Genomic DNA, 17937 nt, shown 5'->3' on the forward strand with positions numbered 1-17937 from the left:
AGTCAGTAGCACACAAAATTTATTGCTTTGGCATTAAGCCAACGTACAGGTTAAGTTTTGTATAGTTATTCCATCAAAGCGGTGTAGGCGAAGTTTATTGCCGTATTAAATGCCACTTTGATTAACCTGACCTTTGTTTAACATTTAAGGAGCATGACATGAGATTTTATACCTTAATCCTTGCCAGTGTATTTTTAAGTACTTCAGTGATGGCTGATGATACTGAAACCCAAGATCCAATCACTGAAGTTGGTGTGGTTAAAATTGAATGGCAAAATCCGAAAAAGTTTAGAGATATAAAAACCTCTAACGAGAGACAATCACGCTTTGAAGCGCGTTTATTTGAAACTTTGACTAAAAATCTGGACAAAGAAGTCACTAAAACGCTTAAACCAAACCAAAAGCTTGAGATGCAAGTAAGTAACCTCGACCTTGCTGGTGATATGCGCCCAACATTTGGTGCAACAACGGGTGACTTACGCATTATCAAAGACTTATATCCGCCACGCATGACCTTTACCTACCAGGTTTTAGAAGGCGATAAAGTGGTTGTTGCAGGCGACGAAAAGCTGGTTGATATGACCTTTATGAACAATGTTCGCAACCGTAATCACAAGCCGTTTCAGTATGAGACCGTAATGCTAAAAAACTGGTTTAATAAAACGGTTGCACCGCAAGTTAACTAAGTAGTTCAGAGCTGTAGGCGAAAGCTCAAGTACTTAGCAGCCGTTCACGCTAGATAGTTGTTAAAGGTCAGTAACCGCTTAATGAGTTCTCTCATTAAGCGGTTTTTTGTTGCCAGTTGTTATCTGAATTTAGCGCGACACACAAAGGGGAATGCGACACCAGTATGAACCCATCGATAGCGGCTTTAGCTTGTTTCTTAGCTTCAGCGCTTAACATCGACAGTTGATGCTCGGTGGCATGGCGAGTGTAAGCGGGTGGCAGTACGCCAATACATAGCGAAATCAATGGGTGATGATGTGGATTTCCCTGCCTGTCTTTGGCAAGCATGGTTTGCTGCTGCCAATGTTCTTCACCATAAAAGCTACACTTGTGAGATTCAAATGAATCAATAATCGCGCGGCATTGCTCAATAACGTTTTGATTAGTTGAAATCATCACAAAGTCATCGCCACCAACATGGCCAATAAAGCAGTACTCGGTTTGGTGTTTATTGAGCAAGTTGGCAACCAATTGAATCACTTCATCACCGCGGCTAAAGCCATAAATGTCGTTGTAAGGTTTAAAATGGCTTAAGTCCAAGTATGCTAAGTAAAATGGGATATCTTGTGACTTGAGTTTGGCCAGCTCTTCTTGAATCGGTACATTTCCAGGCAAATTAGTTAATGGGTTTGCATGACGCGCCATCTTAATACGCTCGTCGGTGATCCGCTGCAGTAAGTCTTTGGTTAAGCCTATTCCTAAAAGTTTGTTATCTCGGGTTATCACAAATTGCTGCTCAACTGTGTTGACGGCATCAGATGTAAGCAGCTGACTGACGCTAGATAATGGCTCAGTGGCTTCAATGGTTATTAGGGTCTTTTGCATGACCGAGCTCGCGGCTTTGTTTTCATTCAGCGCTCGGCCATAGGGCGTGCTAAATAACTCAAGTAAGCTGGCGCGGTTAACTATTCCTAGCGGGACCTGCTGTTGCTCAATCACAATACCTTGCAGTGCCGGTTGCTCTATAAACTTTTGAATTAAGATTTTTAATTGTGTTTCCGGCGCGGCGGTAACGGCACTCATACATAGACTTTCTGCCGTTTCGCAATAACGATGATTGAGGCCGCTACTTGGTAGCGGTCTATGCTCAATCTCAAGTTTACGCTTAGGTTGTACTTGTGGGCGGCCCAGGTAATAACCCTGGCAATATGTCACCCCAAGTTGTTTGATAACGGTCAGCTCTTGAGGTGTCTCAATACCTTCGGCAATGACCTTGCAGGTTAAGCTTTGGCATAAATCGACAATTGAGCGCACAAACTCTTGTTTGACTGGATTGGTGTCGATTTCCTGAATGAAATGGCGGTCAATTTTTACGTAGTCTGGCGCCAGCTCAGACCACAATCTTAATCCTGAGTAGCCAGCGCCTAGGTCGTCAATGGCAGTGAGAAACCCCTGATTTCGGTAGTGATTCAAGCAAGATTTAAGTAAGTCTATATCATCGGCTGGGTGTTGCTCCGACAGTTCAATAACCACGTTTTGAGGTGATATGCCCAGTTGTTTCACCAGTTGTAAGGTCATGCCTTTGGGGTGGTTGGGGTCAAGCAAAGCTTTAGGCGAGATATTGATAAACAGCTTGCCATCAAGCTGTCTTTGCCGAAACGCATTGATTGATATGGTTCGGCATAAGGTTTCTAGCTCGCTCAACCTGCCCTGATGTTCAGCGGTTTTAAATAGCGGTACGGGCGAGAATAATGGGCTGTGCTCAGGGCCGCGGCTCAATGCTTCGTATCCGTGAAGTTGATGCGTCGTGATATTAAATATGGGCTGATACAGCGCGGTGATCGCTTGCCTGTTAAATACTTTGTTTAGCTCGTGAACTAAATCAATACCACTCATTGCCGTCATCTTTTTTAAAGGGTTGGGATCAAAAAGTGTATTGCGCTTTGATGACATATTTATTGCAAAGAATGAATATCAGCCCAAGGTTTAGGCATGATGTCGATGGGTTGGAAATTTACTGGGAGTGAAACAAAAAACGGCACTTCATGCACCGTTTCTCTTGGGGAGTCATTTAGTCGAGCTAGCCTTGTTTTGTTAGCCCGAGCTCTGGTTAAGTTATTTTGAGCTTAGCTTAAAGGCATTCATGGTTTGCAGTAGCAGCCCAAGGCGCTTTACAAAGCTTTCTAGGGTTTCAGGGGCAATATGGGTATTGCCTTGAAAGGTTTCAAACTCGGTTGCAAGTTCTTTTACGTATGGCAAGAAGCGGTTGCTTTGCTCGTTAAAGCCTTGTTCTTTATCGAAAATTGCCACAAATTTGCCGTGACCTGCTTTGTGTAATTCATCGAGGCGGTTGTCGCAATCAATGGATTGACGGTAAGCGGTTTGCAGGTTCTCTCTGATCTGCTGGATAACTTTGGTGTATGGCATCTTAGCCTCGATATTAATGAACTCTGGGCTAATTATACCTATTCCCTCTAATATGTTGAAATTATTAGCCGCAACAAGTGGTTTTATCTTGTACATAGTTAATTTGTCGCTAGCCAATGTTAGCGTTTATGGTTAGATTGACTGATGTATATGGATTAAAGGAATAAGGAAGACAATGTTAAATCGGTTGCTTAAAGCATTTAGCGCACTGGTGTGTGTGGCATCATTACAAGTGATAGCAGCGCCATCGGATAACCCTGTGTTTTATCAAGTTAACTATCAAGGCGAGCAAGCCTATCTGCTTGGCTCAGTGCATGTGGGTAAAGCGGACTTTTATCCGTTGAATACAAAAATCGAGCAAGCATTTGCCGATTCAGATGCTTTAGTGATTGAAGCGGATGTGACTAAAGCTGATGTGGGGAGTTTGCTTGCTAAGCACGGCCAAATCTCGCCATCGCAAAAAGCCAAAACTGATAAGATTTTGCAAGGTTACTGTCAGCCACAAATGCAACTTTGCCAGGCTATTTCGGGCTTTGCTCCCTGGTTACAAGCATCGCAAATTGGGTTACTTCGTTTTGCTCAGTTAGGTTTTCAAGCTGAGCAAGGTGTTGATTTAATGCTCGTTGCCCGTAAAGGTAATAAAGATTTAATTGAGCTTGAAAGTGTAGAGTTTCAGTTTGAGCTTATCTCAAGCTTTAGCGAACAGACTCAATACAAGATGGTGGAAGAGGCTGCTTATGTTGAAGACGCTGAAATGTTGGCGTTAATCGCAGCCTGGCGTAAAGGTGATGATGAGCAACTAGCTAAACTAATGGAAGATCCTCAGGCTGTAACCAATGAGCTATTGGACAAGCTACTTTGGCAACGCAATCACACTATGGCTGCTAAAATTAAACAGCTAATGATTGAGCATAAAGGCAAGCAGTTATTTATTGTTGTGGGTGCTGGTCACTTGGTTGGGCAGCAAGCTATTCCAGGTTTACTCAATACCAAAGGTATGCAGCTTAAAGCTTGTCATCGTAATGAGTGTTAATTTTTAAGGCGACAAGTATCGTAATAGAACTTAACTTTGTCGCTAAACTGGCTTTATATCGTAGGACGTAATAAGAAACATCAGGGAGAATGCGTTGCAAAAACTCGTTGCAGTATCACTGGTCATACTTGGCATTTATTTGTTTAGAGAGTACCAAACCGCTTTTGCCATCATTTTGCTTGTCATAGCAGTTGGTCTCATTAAAGGCTCAAATCAAGGTGTTTGGTTTAGCTTGCTAGATGATAAAGACAAAAATAGTGAAGAGAGTCATAAGGACTAATCTTATTTACCAAGCGTTTGCGACAACTTAAGGGACTTGGAAGGAAACTCAATGCAGCAATTGCACCACGCTGATCTTGACCCCAACTTAATTGAGCGCCGTTTTGATAAGGAGCACAATAAGATGGTGGCTCGGGTTGATCCCGGGTTATTTTACGTCAGTCAACAAGATGAGTTGGTATATACCCGCCTAGGGTCGTGCGTTGCTGCCTGTATTTGGGACCCACTGATTGGAGTCGGTGGGCTGAACCACTTTCTGTTGCCAGAAAAGAAATTGCAGGGAGAGTGGCAAAATATCGCAAGTTACTCGTGTCGGTATGGTAACTGGGCGATGGAGCAGCTCATCAATGGTATTTTAAAAGCCGGTGGCAGCCGCTCGCGCTTGCAGGCCAAAGTTTTTGGTGGCGCCCAAATCGGTTTAGCCATGAGTTTCAATGTTGGTCAGGACAACATTGAATTTGTTAAGCACTACCTTGCGATGGAAAATATCCCTATTGTGAGTGAAGATTTAGGCGGAGATTTACCCCGTAAGGTGCTGTTCCATCCTCAAACTGGCAAAGCGCTACTCAAATGGCTGCCTATGAGTAATAAAGAGCAAGTCGCCCAACAAGAAAATATCTATCTTAGTCACCTGGATACAGATCAACAATCAAGCTCAGATATTGAGTTGTTTTGATTTTGCTTGAGTAAGTTAGTGTCACGAAGCAGTGACCAAATATACTCACTTAAGCCTGATTGTTATCACGTCAATGTGCTTAACGTCGCTATAAATGCTATTTCCCCGTATTTTTGAATTCTACATTTCTATCCTTGAGGGGATGCCTGCTGCGCAACTATTTATCTATATGGCTAGTTGAGGGGCGGGCTGCTGTTTGATAGCTTCGTGGATAATTGATGGGGAGAAGTGGTCAAACAAGCGTCACCATTGAGGTGAGATACTTTTATAAGGTGTAAATATTGAAACAAGAGTCAGGTGTTGGCAACGCGGATGCAGTTGCATTGGATGATAAACGTTGGTTTTTTGATTTCCGTATTAAAGGAATGAGCAAGTTTAATGATAACTCGATTGTTAAGCTTGCTATCAGCAGATTGTTTTACCCTTTGCCGTTGATTAGTTCGCTACTTATTTTGTTTGTCATGCTTGGTGTAGCTGCAGCGCCTTTAAGTATTGCAGATGATGAACTTGCACGAACATTCGCCTTGGCCAACTTTGCTTTGGTGCCGATTTACTTTATTGTTCGCTGGGTGTTGATACGACTTCACTATGGCAGCAAGCTAGCTCAGCAGTGTATCGTCAGTCGCGATAAACTTATTCTGCCTGGCAGCGCGATTATCAATAAGCCAAAGGGTGAGTATGTTATTGAGCGTGAGCATATAAAGCGGGCAAAGGTCATATATAAGTCCAGGCACGCGCGCGCTTTTGGTGTTCGTAACCACATTGTTGGTATTGAGTTTATATTGCAGTCTGGCGAAAAAGTTTACCTTGATGCCCTGTACTTTCCGTTAAAGCAGCTATTTTATATGCTGTTGTTCTTTGACTATCCGGTTCGCACGGTTCATGGTCAATATTCTTTTAAATCACTCTTAGCGATTGTCTTCACTGCATTTCCGGTGTTGGCAAGTATGGTTATTTGCGCGGCTGTCGTTGAGTCCTTCCTGTAAGTATCGATATCTGTCTGACGATTATGCATACGTTTGCATTGCTTCCTCACTTGCCAAAGTGAGTTCGTTCGCCAACCATGACTTCAGTACTTGAGCTAGTTAAGATTGCAAAGAGGGACTTATGGCTAACGTTATTGCTGATGAGACATCTACAGACTCGTCTTTTGATACAAGTAAGATAGTTAAGGCTGCAGCGTTTAATTTAGCTGTGATGCTAGGAGCGGTAACGGCTTTAATTCTAACTAGTGGCACATTATTTAGCGCCGATGCGCATGCCACAAACACTGAGTCTTTGGATAAGCAAGCATCTCAATCCAACTCAATGACCAACGAGTTGCTCAATGCGCCTATGCCAAGTGCATCACAAGGTCAGCTCAAACGGCTTGATAGTGCAGATATCGACTTTGCTGGTATTACGCCTCGCCCTATTGATGTATGGCTTCCCGCGGATTATCCAGCCAAAGCTCCATATGCAGTGGTATACATGCATGATGGACAAATGCTTTACGATGCGGAGCAATCCTGGAATAAAACGTCTTGGGAAATGGATGAAGCATCGGCAAAGCTTAATCAGTCTGATGAAGTTAAACCGTTTATTGTGGTGGGCGTACATAACGCCGGGCCATCTCGCCACAGTGAGTATTTCCCACAAAAACCTTTTGAGTCGTTACCAGCAAGTACTCAAACTGAGCTGTATAAAGATAAGCGAAGTGAGTCTGAAGGCTTGTTTCATCAGCGTGTTTATTCAGATAACTATGCCGCCTTTCTTGCTAAATCGTTGAAGCCTTTTATTGATAGTAAATTCGAAGTCGCAACTGATCGAGCCAATACTTTTGTGATGGGGTCGAGCATGGGTGGTTTAATCTCATGGTATACCGCTTTGGAATACCCTGAGGTATTTGGCGGCGCAGCTTGTGTATCTACCCATTGGCCGGGATCGTTTGCCCGTGAAAATAATCCTATTCCTGCAGCGTTTAACTTATATATTGCAGAAAAAATAATGAGTCAACCTAAGGTTAAGTTGTATTTTGATTATGGCGATCAAACCCTTGATGCCATGTATCCACCGCTGCAAGCAAAAGTAGATAAGATGTTTGCTGAACTAAGTTACCCTACACATTTATGGCAAACCCAGTACTTTAAGGGGAAGGCACATACTGAGGTGGCTTGGGCTGAGCGTGTTGATGTACCGCTGCGTTTTTTGCTTAGCCAGTGAAAACGTTTTTTAAACTCCTATCGCGTTAAAACAGAAAAGCCGCCCTAAATATACTTTAAGCGCGGCTTTTAGCCTGGTTGTACTCACTTATAGCTCATCTAGAGCGCAAAGTAGTACTATACAAGCAGAGTACCATAAATGATTAGAAGTATAGGGTATCCGCAGGCTTGTCGTTTACGAACATTTCGCATTTGTCAGCCGAGCTAGATTTAGCAGCCTGGATGATGCCTGCAACGATACCGAGCTCACCACCATCATCGCCTAGCACAGAGCCAAAATAGCATTTACCTGAGAAGTTAACGTCTTCGTATGTCGCATTAAGGTTTTGGGTTGGGGTGTAAGGCGGGAAACGCCCTTGCATTACAACCTCGCCATTTACCGTTAGTTCTAACTTATTCTTGTCTTTATCGTATTGACCACCTAAAACATAAGTTTCACCATTTACATTGGTTTCTTTCTCTTGAGCAACACGAGGTGGAGTCGCGCCACAAGCTGAGAGCAATACTGAGCCAATAACTGCAGTTAGTAAGGTTTTTTTCATTTCACTTCCCTTGAAATTAGATAGGTAGAACGAGATAAATTGTGACCAAATATAGTGCTTTCTTGAACCATATTGAGCTGACTTATTCAATAATATTAATGCCTTATTATCAATTGCCTGTATAGGTGTGTCAGGTGTTGGTGACTGGTCAATTAGGTTCGGTATTATTGGGTGTGGGTGACGGCTGTTTTTACACTATTTAGTATGTAGATAACTGTAACTGAAGAGTGCTTTACTCAACTTTGTGTATCTCTGTGGATTGCATAGTGACCGTTAATGAACATTTATTAATCAAACAAGTTGAAATAGCTTTGGTTACTTGGAGGTCTCTTACATTAACCCGCCGCGAATCACTTTAACTGAAGCTGTTGGTGAACTTCGAAGTATGTGGCCTGAGATTTAACTGCAGATAGTTATAGCAGGCAAGAGGTGTTGGCGAGGCGATTTAAATTGGAAAGCCTAATATTTGGTATGTAAAGGAGTTTGTTATGAGTATTAAAAATCGTATGTTGTCGGCCGTAATCGTTTCAGCACTAGCCACTATTTCAATGGGAACACAAGCTGCCAGTATTACCACCAACGAAGACCTAAACATCGCCAGTATTAATGGCCAGGATGTTAATTTTGATAGGTTAGTTGGTTTAAAAGCTGGTGAGACATTAATTGAGGTTAACTATCGTGACTTGTTCCAAGATAATGCTGATGATTCTGGTCACTGGGTGCGCTCAGAGCCAATGTACTTGAAGTTAGATTTGGTCGCTAATAGCGAATATCATATTGCTACGCCGGCTTTGTATTCAGCAGAAGATGCTCATGATTTTTTAGACGCGCCGCAAGTGCATTTAAAAGTGAATGGCCAAGCACAGCAAAAAGTGGCGTTGATGACTCAGTCACAACTACTTACCGAACTATTGATCGATTAATGGATCCGGTTGTGTAATATCACGTCTACATATTCAGTTGTCTTAAAAAGACCTGGCTTAATGCCAGGTCTTTTTGTATACCCAAATGGATGTAAGCGTATGTATTTATCTAACCGTTAAGTGTGATTGCGTGATAGACGCCTCTTTTATAGGCTGGCAGCATCTATGTATAACTACCGTTTGTGTTTAAAGGATATAAACCCATGCCAGTTACCCTTATTGTAAAATCTTGCTTGCGTGTGCCAGTTGTGAGTGCGCTATTTATAAGTGCGATGGGCTTTAGCGGGTTGTTTTATGCTGAAGCGGCATTAGCGTCGAGTAATCAAATAGCTATTGACAAGTTTAGTCTTAATTCTGAGCCGATCGGCGAGCAGGGTAGGCTATTGAGTGAACAACACCTTGAGTTAATGGAGTCGCTTAATCGTGATATGGAAGCCAGTCCTCATAGCGCGATTGCAGTGGTCAATAAAACTGACTTTAACTCAATGGCAAAGCTAGGTGAAAAGAGTATTGCTACTGCTCGTGAATATTTAGCCCTATACAAAACCTTCCAATCGGAGTTGGAGCCAACGTCTGCATGCTATCAGGCTGAAGGAGTGGTTGAGATTGAGACAATGATTGCCCAACGGCTAGAAGCAAACCAGCACGTTGCTAATATTAAAGCAGCAGATTTTAACGGTGATGAAGCCTCGGCAACAATCGCGTTATTAAATGTGCAAATGCATAACAGTCACATGGCGATGCTAATGCAAATGTTTGAAATGGTAAAAACCTGTTTTATTGCAGATGCTATGGGGCTCAACCCCAATGCTCAACAAATGATGCAAGGTTTGCCGGGGATGCCACCAATGCCTCATTTACAAGAAGAGGCCGAGGAGTTTGAGCCTGAGCAATAAAATCCAAGCTCAACTTAATATTGAAAACCGAGGTTAAAGGCAGTCAAGACAAAGCTGCTTTGAATCGGCATGAACGAAAAACCACCCGGTTGTAGGTGGTTTTTTATTTTACTCAAGTCAAATTTGGCTGGACCTGCATTGTGACTGGTACTTATAAAATGTTAGGCAAAAATCGACTATCAAGTGTAATAATCGCCAAAGTTTATTAGCCGTGATCAGATGTCAGCGCAAATAACTGACCGCGACTTTTGATGTTGGTTTTCTTATAGATATTTTGAATATGCATTTTGACTGTGTTGATTGAGATCCCAAGCTTTGATGCCATTTGTTCATTGGTCAGCCCGCTCCAAATTAGGCTCAACACTTGTTGCTCTTTTGGTGTGGTCAGCGCTAAAAGCTTGGTACTATTTTGATAAGAAGGTACGCGTTTATTTTGCAACACGTAGCGTGATGTAGCTGCTTGAGAATAGTGAATATGCTCATCTAACAAGGTGTTAGCAGCTTGGAGCAACTCTACAGCATTAGCATCAGCTGACACTGCACCGTTAAAGCCTGAAGCAATCAGGCTTAACTCTAATTCTGTGGTGAGTTTAGAAGAGACTGCAAGGTGATATTGCTTGTTTATCGCATTAGTCGTGAGGCGACTTAGTTCAACCTGCTCCGGCTGAATATAGCGGATAATGATGGCGGTTGAGCCTGCATTTGAAAATTGCTCTACGTAATGGCTTACCATACTGCGTCCAACAGTGTTAATGGCAAAACCGAGCAACTTTGCGATATGAGAAAACTGCTGGATTAACTCATCGGGTAAGTCGACGAGCAGCATCTGCTTATCTAACATTTAACTTTCCTTGTTTTAAACATATTGTTGTTATCTATAGGGATAATTCACTATACATGCTAAATGTTACAGGATGTTTCGTTAGAGTTGAAGTTTTAATTTCATAGGTTTACACATATGTCTATTCTGGTGAGATTGAGTTTTGGAAGCTGACTGAGTTGGTGGGGTATTATTTATCTATGAATAACAAATGTTTAAACGATGCTATTGCAGAGTTTAAAACAAATGATATTAGGTATCAATAATGCGATGGTTGCTGGATCAATTTACTCAAATAGCAGATTTAATTCTTTCGTATGACTTAATTCTAAGCTAACTAGTTGCTTCGAACTAACAACTTATGGTGTTGAATCTTAAAGTAATAAATCGCTTCTAGTCCGTTTATTTTTGATGTATCTAGATGCTCATGGCAGAGCTGTTAGGGCGAGAATGTTAGGGCAAGCTTGAACTATCAAAACCAATAGCTTATTTGCTATTGCAAACTTCCCCTAAATTTTTCTAGGTGTTTAAATCGAGCTTTAGCAGTGGTGCGCGTAATGCTTGCTAGCGCCCTCTGCGAGGCGCACGTGATTGACCGCCACTTTTACCTCGGTTGCCGCCAGCTTTATTTTTACCCGCTCCACCTTTGCTCTTGCTTGCGCCACCTGAGCGTTTTGATTTTCCTCCATGGTTTTGCATAAAGTGCTCTGGGCCTTCAATTTTGCCTTTTAGTGAGGCGACTTTCGGTTTTGGCTTAGGCTTTTTCTTTGGCGTGGCTTTTTTATCTTCAGACGATGAGTTTTTTAGCATGCCGAATAAGGTGTCTAGCTCTTCTTTGGTGAGATCGCGCCATTCGCCTACTGGTAAGCCTTTTAGCGACACATTCATAATTTGCTGGCGCTCAAGCTTAGTCACTTGATAACCAAAGTGCTCTGCCATGCGGCGGATCTGACGGTTTAGCCCTTGCACCAGTACAATCTTAAAGGCGTTATTGCTGACTTTCTCGACCTTACATTTTTTGGTCATCACACCAAGAATTGGCACGCCGCCAGCCATGCCCTTGATAAAGTCATCGGTAATCGGCTTGTTAACTGTGACTACATACTCTTTGTCGTGATTATTGCCCGCGCGGAGGATCTTATTCACCAGATCGCCATTATTGGTTAAAAAGATCAAACCTTGTGAGTCTTTATCTAAACGACCGATTGGGAAGATACGGCTTGAGTGGTTAACAAAGTCGACAATGTTGTCGCGCTCTGTGCCTTCTGTAGTGCTGACAATGCCAACGGGTTTATTCAGCGCGATGAACACTAAGTCTTCAGCATCACGTGGTTCAATATCCTGGCCGTTCACTTTTACTTTGTCGCCTAACTCAACCTGATCGCCAACCTTGGCACGCTTGCCGTTAATGAACACATTGCCTTGCTCGATAAAACGGTCAGCTTCACGACGTGAGCAGATACCGCTGTCACTAATGTATTTGTTTAAGCGCATGCCTGAGTCAGTCACAATAAAATCCTTGAAACTCTTTAATTGGAAATAGGTAATCTAAAGTTGGGAACAAATCGCCTGTAAAAAGCCGCGCTAGTTTAGCATATAGGCGCCTTTGTAGGGATAGCTTGAACTTAAAAGCCTAAGTCGAGTTGATCCTGACTAGCATCATTGCTCTGTGGCAGTTCAATATTTGCAAGAGTTGGCAGCCCCATGTTGCTGAGTTTAGCTCGAAGCTGCTGATAAAAATGGATTGCCTGCTCTGGAGCAAAGTCATTGTCAGGGGTATGAATAAACAAATAAGGCTGTTTCCCTTGGGCTAACCACTTAGGTATTTGTGTGAGCCAGTTATTGAAATAGTGCTGGTTTTTATCTAAATCGTGCTCACCAACAAAACGGATAATCGGGTTTTCGGCAGTTGCGATGGGGTGCACTGGCACTTTCGGTTTTTTCTCATGGGCATCAATGATTGCGGCTGTGGTTGGCGGGGCAGCAAATACTGCGCGGGTATCCATAATAATGCGGTTGCAGTTATGTTCAATTAACATGCGATTAAGCAGTTTTTCGGCGTCACCTTTTGCGAAAAACTCACGATGCCTGACTTCAACGCCAAATTGCATATCTGCAGGTAGCTGAGTGAGAAAGTTGTTCAGTATCGGTAAATCTCTAGGGCCAAATTTACTGGGTAGCTGAATTTTCCACACGCCGACTTTTTCATGCAGCTCAGCCATTACGTTAAAAAACTCCGCTAATGCCTGCTGACAGTTATGGAGCTTGTGCTCATGAGTAATCGACTTGGGCAACTTGAAAGTAAATCTAAAGTTGTCGTCTGTGGCGCTTGCCCAGTTATTGACCGTGTTTAGCGATGGCGTAGCGTAAAACGTAGTATTGCCCTCAACGGTATTAAAAACTTGGGCGTAACGAGCTAAGCGCTCGCTTTGTTGGCACTGTTGATAAACACTGTGTTGCCAGTGGCTATGGGACCACATAGGAAGACCAAGATAAAGTTGGCTAGATGACATTTCCGCGTTCTCTGCCGCGCTAATTGGCATGCTAATGGCCTAGTTCCTATGTAGTTGAAATTTATCGATGATGTCATAGTAAAGCGTATTAGCACTGTAAGCTATACGTGCATCTGCTAATATGCGCTAGTTTGATCATAACCAATGGAGTGGAAATTGCCACAACCTGGCCAACGTTCTGGCACTCATCGTTCAAGTGCGAGCAGTTCAGATACTAATTCGCCTGTTAGAAACGAGCAAGATTGTACTAACAGCAAGTTTGATAACTATCGCCCAGAGCGAATTAGCACTGCTGGCAAACGCAAAGGAGCTGCGTCCTCTGCACCAAAAACAGCACCCAAAAGCGCACCAAAACCGGCAGCAAAGCCTAGGCGAAGTAAACTTGGCTTACTGCTGAGTTTAATGGTGCTGGCACTTGGCTATTTGTTGGCTGTTGAAGTTGAGTCATCGTTTTATCAAGCCAAATTATTGCACCAGTATTCTGAGCGTTTGGTCTATCAAGTTAAACCACAACCTACGCCTTTAACCGTCTACCCAACAAGTGGCCCGTTTGATAAGCGCATGGGCTATGTTGACCTGCCTCAAATGCTGCCTAAGTTGTTGGCAAAGGGTTATCACATATCCGAGCAGGCACAGTTTTCTCCGCAGTTATTGCAATACAGTCGTCTAGGCTTATTCCCGCCTTATAAAGAGAAAACTCAGTCTGGCTTGAGCGTACTTGATTGCCGGGCGCAGTCTCAGTTTCATTTTCAGTACCCGCAGCAGGTGTATGCCAAGGTTGATGATATTCCTGATGCCATTGCCACGAGCTTATTGTTTATTGAAAATCGTGAGTTAATGGGGGCCAGTCAGTACCATAACCCTGTGGTGGATTGGCCGCGTTTAGCTAAGGCGACGTTAGGGCAGATAACCTCAGCAGTAGGTATCGATGCAATCAAAGGTGGCGGCAGCACCCTTGCTACCCAAATAGAAAAGTTCAGACATTCTCGCGATGGTTTAACTCGCTCGATTAAAGACAAACTGATTCAAATCAGCTCAGCCATGGTGCGGGTATATCACGACAGTGAGCTAACGTATGAAGCCAGACGTAAGCTGGTAAAAGATTATTTAAATACTGTGCCGTTGTCATCTGCACCAGGCTTTGGTGAAGTTAATGGCATAGGCGATGGTCTTAAAGCCTGGTTTGGTGTGTCTTTAGCTAGCGTGAACCAACTACTGCAACAACCCCATAGGCAAGATAATGCCAGCGCCAGAGGGTTGGCGTATCGGCAAGTGGTAGCCTTGATGATTGCCCAGCGCAGGCCGTCATATTATTTACTGAAAGGACGGCAAGATCTGGAAGCGTTGGTGGATAGTCACTTACGTTTGATGCAGCAATTTAGCATTGCCGAAACCGCCTTGATTGCTGCAGCAATGGATAGCAAGTTAGTCTTTGTTTCTAGCGGTTTTCATTCTGCTCAGTCTCGAGAAAATACAGCTTCAAGAGAGACTAAGGGCGTCAATGCCGTGCGCATTGATACGGCGCAAAAGTTAGGCGTAGATTTATTCCAGCTTGACCGTTTTGATTTATCAATCAACAGTACTTTGAATCAGCATCTGCAACAGCAGGTGAGTGATTACTTACATGGTTTGTCGAAACTCGACAATGCCAAACGTGAAGGCATCATTGGCAGGCACTTATTAAGCGCTGAGCAGCTTGAGGGAGTTATTTACAGCCTTACCTTGTATCAGACTCAAGAGCAGCAAAACCTGCTCCGGGTACAAACTGATAATAATCCGCAGCCATTCGATATTAATGAAGGCAGTAAACTTGAGCTTGGCTCAACTGCCAAGCTCAGGGTGCTGGTGACTTATCTTGATATTGTTGCAGAGCTGCAACAGCGGTTTATTAAGATGACGGTTGCCGATCTCAACAAGGTAGATGTTGAGCAAGGCGATAATATTACCCGTTGGGTGGTGGATTATTTAATTCGCACTCGAGATAGAAACCTTGCACGTATGCTCGATGCCGCGTTAATGAGGACTTACTCTGCTTCACCTGAGCAGGTGTTCTTCACCGGTGGTGCTCAGCATGTATTTAGTAACTTTAGCACCAAGGAAGATGCATTAACCCCCACTTTGTATGAGGCGCTGCAAGGCTCTATAAACTTACCTTTTGTACGTTTAATGCAAGATATTGTGAGTTACAGCAGTAGCTATAACTATCACGGCAGTGTCGCGCAGCTGCTGCATAACGATGGTGACCCAAATCGTGAGCAGTATTTACGTGCCTATGCTCGTCGTGAGGGCGGTCAATTTGTAAGTCGTTTTTATCGTAAATACCACAAGCAAAATCCGCGTCAAAGACTACAGAACTTTTATCAAGCCTTACCTAATAATACAGACAGGCTCGCTGCGGCATTTCGTTACTTACAACCTAAAGCCAGCGGACGTGAACTCAAAGCCTTTTTAAATAGCCGTATAGCCAAACCGTTGTCTGATAAGCAAGTTAATCGCTTATATATGAAATACGGTGAGTCGAAATTTAGCCTAGCAAATCAGGGGTACTTGGCACGAGTACACCCATTAGAGCTGTGGGTTATCAAGCAGCTGAATCAGGCTGATGATGCAGGACTGCAGGTATCATTGACTGATTTGAAACAGCAGTCGCAAGATCAGTTGTTGGCTGTGTATCGCTGGTTATTTAAAACTCGCCATCAAAATGCTCGTGATGTACGCATCAAGGTGATGCTAGAGGTGGATGCATTTTTATCTATTCATCAAAGGTGGGAAAAGTGGGGCTACCCGTTTGACTATTTGGTGCCATCTCTAGCATCAGCGCTTGGCAGCTCGGGCGATCGCCCTGCAGCTCTGGCTGAGCTAATGGGGATTATTCAAAACCAGGGCAAACGCTTGCCTAGGCTTAAGGTGTCTCAGCTGCACTTTGCAGAAGATACACCCTATGAGGTTAAGCTAAATCCAAACGTAGGCGACAGTGCGAATGATGGCTATGCTGAGCAAGTGCTGCATAGTGAAGTTGCCAGTGTGCTTAAAAAGGCTTTGGCGAACGTTGTTAATCAGGGCACGGCAATTAGATTAAGCACCAAAGCCAAGCAATATTTACCTAATATGCAGATTGGTGGCAAAACGGGTACTGGCGATAATCGCATCGTCACTGAGATTAAAGCAGGGCGTAAACTAAGCTCAGTTGCAGTCAACCGTACCGCCACCTTTGTGTTCTACATTGGTGATAGCTTTTACGGCACGATAACGGCGTATGTACCAGGAAGGCAGGCTGATAGTTACCGGTTTACTTCGTCACTACCACTGCAAGTACTTAATGGTTTGCTGCCTATGCTAGCGCCTTACATTCAACAGCCTGAGGCCATGTGCCAGCCAGAGTTAGCGCAAAGTGAAGCTTAGCTAATATAAAAATTGATCAATTGTTTAGGGAAAGAGCATGAGAATAAAGTTAGCCGAAGTGACAGAGCAAGATCTCGCTGTGTTTTACCAGCATCAACAAGATCCACAGGCTTGCAAGATGGCTGATTTCCCAAGCCGAGAGCGGCAAGCCTTTTTTGAGCATTGGCGAACTAAAGTGCTTGGCAGCGAATTGGCCGTTGCTAGAAGTATCTGGATTAAGTCTGACAGCCCTGAGCTAGGTGAAACAAGCTTTAAACAAGGTGGCAGCCCTGAGCGAGACGGCAGCCCTGAGCAGAATAGCAACAGTGAAGCGCGAGAACATTGGCAACTAGTCGGCAATATCGTGAGTTGGCAAATACCCATTGAAGCCAGCTCACCAATGATAGCCGGGCAGAAGCAGCAACTGGCGAGTGAGCATTATATCGGTTATTGGATTGGGCGAGAGTTTTGGGGTAAAGGTATCGCAACTCGGGCACTCAACATCTTTTTGAATCAGCATAGCCCAAGACCACTGTTAGCCTGGGTTGCTGAGCATAATACTGGCTCGATTAAGGTACTTGAACGTAACGGTTTTAAGCAAATTGAGCCCGTTGATTTTGGTTTTGAAGTAGAGCAAGGCATGCAGCTGTTACTGCTTGAAGCAGAAAGCAGAAAGCAGTGAGTGGATAGCACCGATTGTAATCTAACCAAATTGACTCCAAGGTCACATTCGTCACTGCCAATATTGATTACACTGTATAAGCCAACCATTAGTGCTGATTTTGCAGCTTAAGCGAGGTGTGTATGTTAGACATGCAAAGTGTATTCAAGCGCTGCGCCGTGGGTAAAGCTATTGGCTTTGTGCTTGGTTTGACAGGCTTCTTTTTACTAACAGTTATGCAGGCTGATATCGATACCCGTTTTCAATGGGCAATACTGCTGTGGTATACCAGTTTTGGCGGCATTATCGGTCTTGCGAGTATTTTCGATTATCACCCGTTACTTAACATCAAACTGCCCTGGTATTTAGTCTCAGGGATTATGGGCTTGTGGCTTAACTTTGTGCTCACACTATTTATCTACGAGCAAATGCAGCAGTTGATGTACGCCATGTTTTCAACCGATGGACTGCTATCTTCACCCTATTGGTTTGCTGCCGAAGGGTTAATCTTAGGTATCTTCATCGGATATTTCGCCCAAAAAGCTTAAAATCGGGTCAGAGTAAAATGCTAAGTCGCTAATTTTATTAAGGTTAATTTTTCTAGATTGAGCAATTAGCCAGTTATAAATTGCCCCTCGAGTACAGCGTAACGCTGAAGCTATAGCTTGAGAATTTGCTGAAACAGCCAGCGTCGATGCAATTGCGAGCGCGAGATATGTCGGTCTCATCGGTGTGTTCCTTTGTCTTGTTGTTTTTCTATCCTTAAATACAGCTAAATTTTACGGAACCTTAAATCAAATTGATTTGAGTTATATTTATTGTTATAGGTTTGGTTCTTAGCAGTTGTCAAATATAAATGCAATTAATTCGAATTTATTTTTGAGATTACTCATCGAATGAGTAAACTAAAAAGATAACG

The 17937-nt window shown here is 43.4% G+C and carries 17 protein-coding genes; 11 read left to right on the forward strand and 6 right to left on the reverse strand.

Translation table 11 applies throughout. The features are described from left to right. Positions 1–158 precede the first annotated feature (158 nt). Positions 159–686: a DUF3016 domain-containing protein gene (locus tag G3R49_RS02215; RefSeq protein ID WP_130598674.1), complete on the forward strand. Its 528-nt coding sequence runs from the start codon at positions 159–161 to the stop codon at positions 684–686. A 94-nt stretch (positions 687–780) separates the two neighbouring features. On the opposite strand, the gene G3R49_RS02220 is transcribed toward G3R49_RS02215, so the two are convergent. Together G3R49_RS02220 and G3R49_RS02225 are read right to left on the reverse strand one after the other, a co-directional pair. After that, positions 781–2562, reverse strand: a complete 1782-nt coding sequence (locus G3R49_RS02220; protein ID WP_167868523.1) for a bifunctional diguanylate cyclase/phosphodiesterase — start codon at positions 2560–2562, stop codon at positions 781–783. A gap of 219 nt (positions 2563–2781) precedes the next feature. Further along, positions 2782–3093, reverse strand: a complete 312-nt coding sequence (locus tag G3R49_RS02225; protein WP_130603309.1) for a prephenate dehydrogenase — start codon at positions 3091–3093, stop codon at positions 2782–2784. 175 nt (positions 3094–3268) lie between these two features. On the opposite strand from G3R49_RS02225, the gene G3R49_RS02230 reads away from it, so the two are divergent. The 5 genes from G3R49_RS02230 (at position 3269) to G3R49_RS02250 (ending at position 7283) form a co-directional block, all read left to right on the forward strand. After that, entirely contained in the window at positions 3269–4126 is an 858-nt protein-coding gene (locus tag G3R49_RS02230) for a TraB/GumN family protein (RefSeq protein ID WP_167868524.1), read from the forward strand. A gap of 94 nt (positions 4127–4220) precedes the next feature. Then, the gene (locus G3R49_RS02235; protein WP_130598668.1) at positions 4221–4406 is read left to right on the forward strand and encodes a hypothetical protein; all 186 of its coding nucleotides are present in this window, start codon (positions 4221–4223) and stop codon (positions 4404–4406) included. 51 nt (positions 4407–4457) lie between these two features. Next, on the forward strand, positions 4458–5081 hold the full coding sequence (locus G3R49_RS02240) for a chemoreceptor glutamine deamidase CheD (protein WP_130598666.1): 624 nt from the start codon (positions 4458–4460) through the stop codon (positions 5079–5081). 281 nt (positions 5082–5362) lie between these two features. Then, positions 5363–6067: a hypothetical protein gene (locus G3R49_RS02245; protein WP_167868525.1), complete on the forward strand. Its 705-nt coding sequence runs from the start codon at positions 5363–5365 to the stop codon at positions 6065–6067. A 121-nt stretch (positions 6068–6188) separates the two neighbouring features. Then, positions 6189–7283: an alpha/beta hydrolase gene (locus G3R49_RS02250; RefSeq protein WP_245335223.1), complete on the forward strand. Its 1095-nt coding sequence runs from the start codon at positions 6189–6191 to the stop codon at positions 7281–7283. 142 nt (positions 7284–7425) lie between these two features. Here G3R49_RS02250 and G3R49_RS02255 read toward each other — a convergent pair whose 3' ends face one another. Next, the gene (locus G3R49_RS02255; protein ID WP_130598662.1) at positions 7426–7824 is read right to left on the reverse strand and encodes a hypothetical protein; all 399 of its coding nucleotides are present in this window, start codon (positions 7822–7824) and stop codon (positions 7426–7428) included. A 488-nt stretch (positions 7825–8312) separates the two neighbouring features. Here G3R49_RS02255 and G3R49_RS02260 point away from each other — a divergent pair, with 488 nt between their 5' ends. Both G3R49_RS02260 and G3R49_RS02265 read left to right on the forward strand, forming a co-directional pair. After that, entirely contained in the window at positions 8313–8747 is a 435-nt protein-coding gene (locus G3R49_RS02260; protein WP_130598660.1) for a DUF2057 family protein, read from the forward strand. A gap of 203 nt (positions 8748–8950) precedes the next feature. Then, complete coding sequence (locus G3R49_RS02265) at positions 8951–9643, forward strand: hypothetical protein (RefSeq protein ID WP_167868526.1); 693 nt, start codon at positions 8951–8953, stop codon at positions 9641–9643. Positions 9644–9848: 205 nt separating this feature from the next. Here the strand turns inward: G3R49_RS02265 and G3R49_RS02270 are convergent, their stop codons facing one another. From G3R49_RS02270 to G3R49_RS02280, 3 genes are all read right to left on the reverse strand, one after another. Next, positions 9849–10484, reverse strand: a complete 636-nt coding sequence (locus tag G3R49_RS02270; RefSeq protein WP_130598656.1) for a LuxR C-terminal-related transcriptional regulator — start codon at positions 10482–10484, stop codon at positions 9849–9851. 543 nt (positions 10485–11027) lie between these two features. After that, a complete protein-coding gene (gene rluF / locus G3R49_RS02275; protein ID WP_242620337.1) occupies positions 11028–11972 on the reverse strand; it encodes a 23S rRNA pseudouridine(2604) synthase RluF in 945 nt (314 codons plus the stop codon). A 116-nt stretch (positions 11973–12088) separates the two neighbouring features. After that, positions 12089–13006, reverse strand: coding sequence for a DUF72 domain-containing protein (locus tag G3R49_RS02280; protein WP_245335224.1), 918 nt, complete (start codon positions 13004–13006; stop codon positions 12089–12091). Between the two features lie 126 nt (positions 13007–13132). Between G3R49_RS02280 and G3R49_RS02285 the strand changes: the two genes are divergently transcribed. The 3 genes from G3R49_RS02285 (at position 13133) to G3R49_RS02295 (ending at position 17566) form a co-directional block, all read left to right on the forward strand. Then, positions 13133–16378, forward strand: coding sequence for a transglycosylase domain-containing protein (locus G3R49_RS02285; RefSeq protein ID WP_245335225.1), 3246 nt, complete (start codon positions 13133–13135; stop codon positions 16376–16378). A 37-nt stretch (positions 16379–16415) separates the two neighbouring features. Then, positions 16416–17039, forward strand: a complete 624-nt coding sequence (locus G3R49_RS02290; RefSeq protein ID WP_167868527.1) for a GNAT family N-acetyltransferase — start codon at positions 16416–16418, stop codon at positions 17037–17039. 122 nt (positions 17040–17161) lie between these two features. Beyond that, positions 17162–17566: a hypothetical protein gene (locus G3R49_RS02295; protein ID WP_167868528.1), complete on the forward strand. Its 405-nt coding sequence runs from the start codon at positions 17162–17164 to the stop codon at positions 17564–17566. Positions 17567–17937: the final 371 nt, after the last annotated feature.

This window comes from Shewanella sp. WXL01 (assembly GCF_012263345.1).
Taxonomy (GTDB): domain Bacteria; phylum Pseudomonadota; class Gammaproteobacteria; order Enterobacterales; family Shewanellaceae; genus Shewanella; species Shewanella maritima.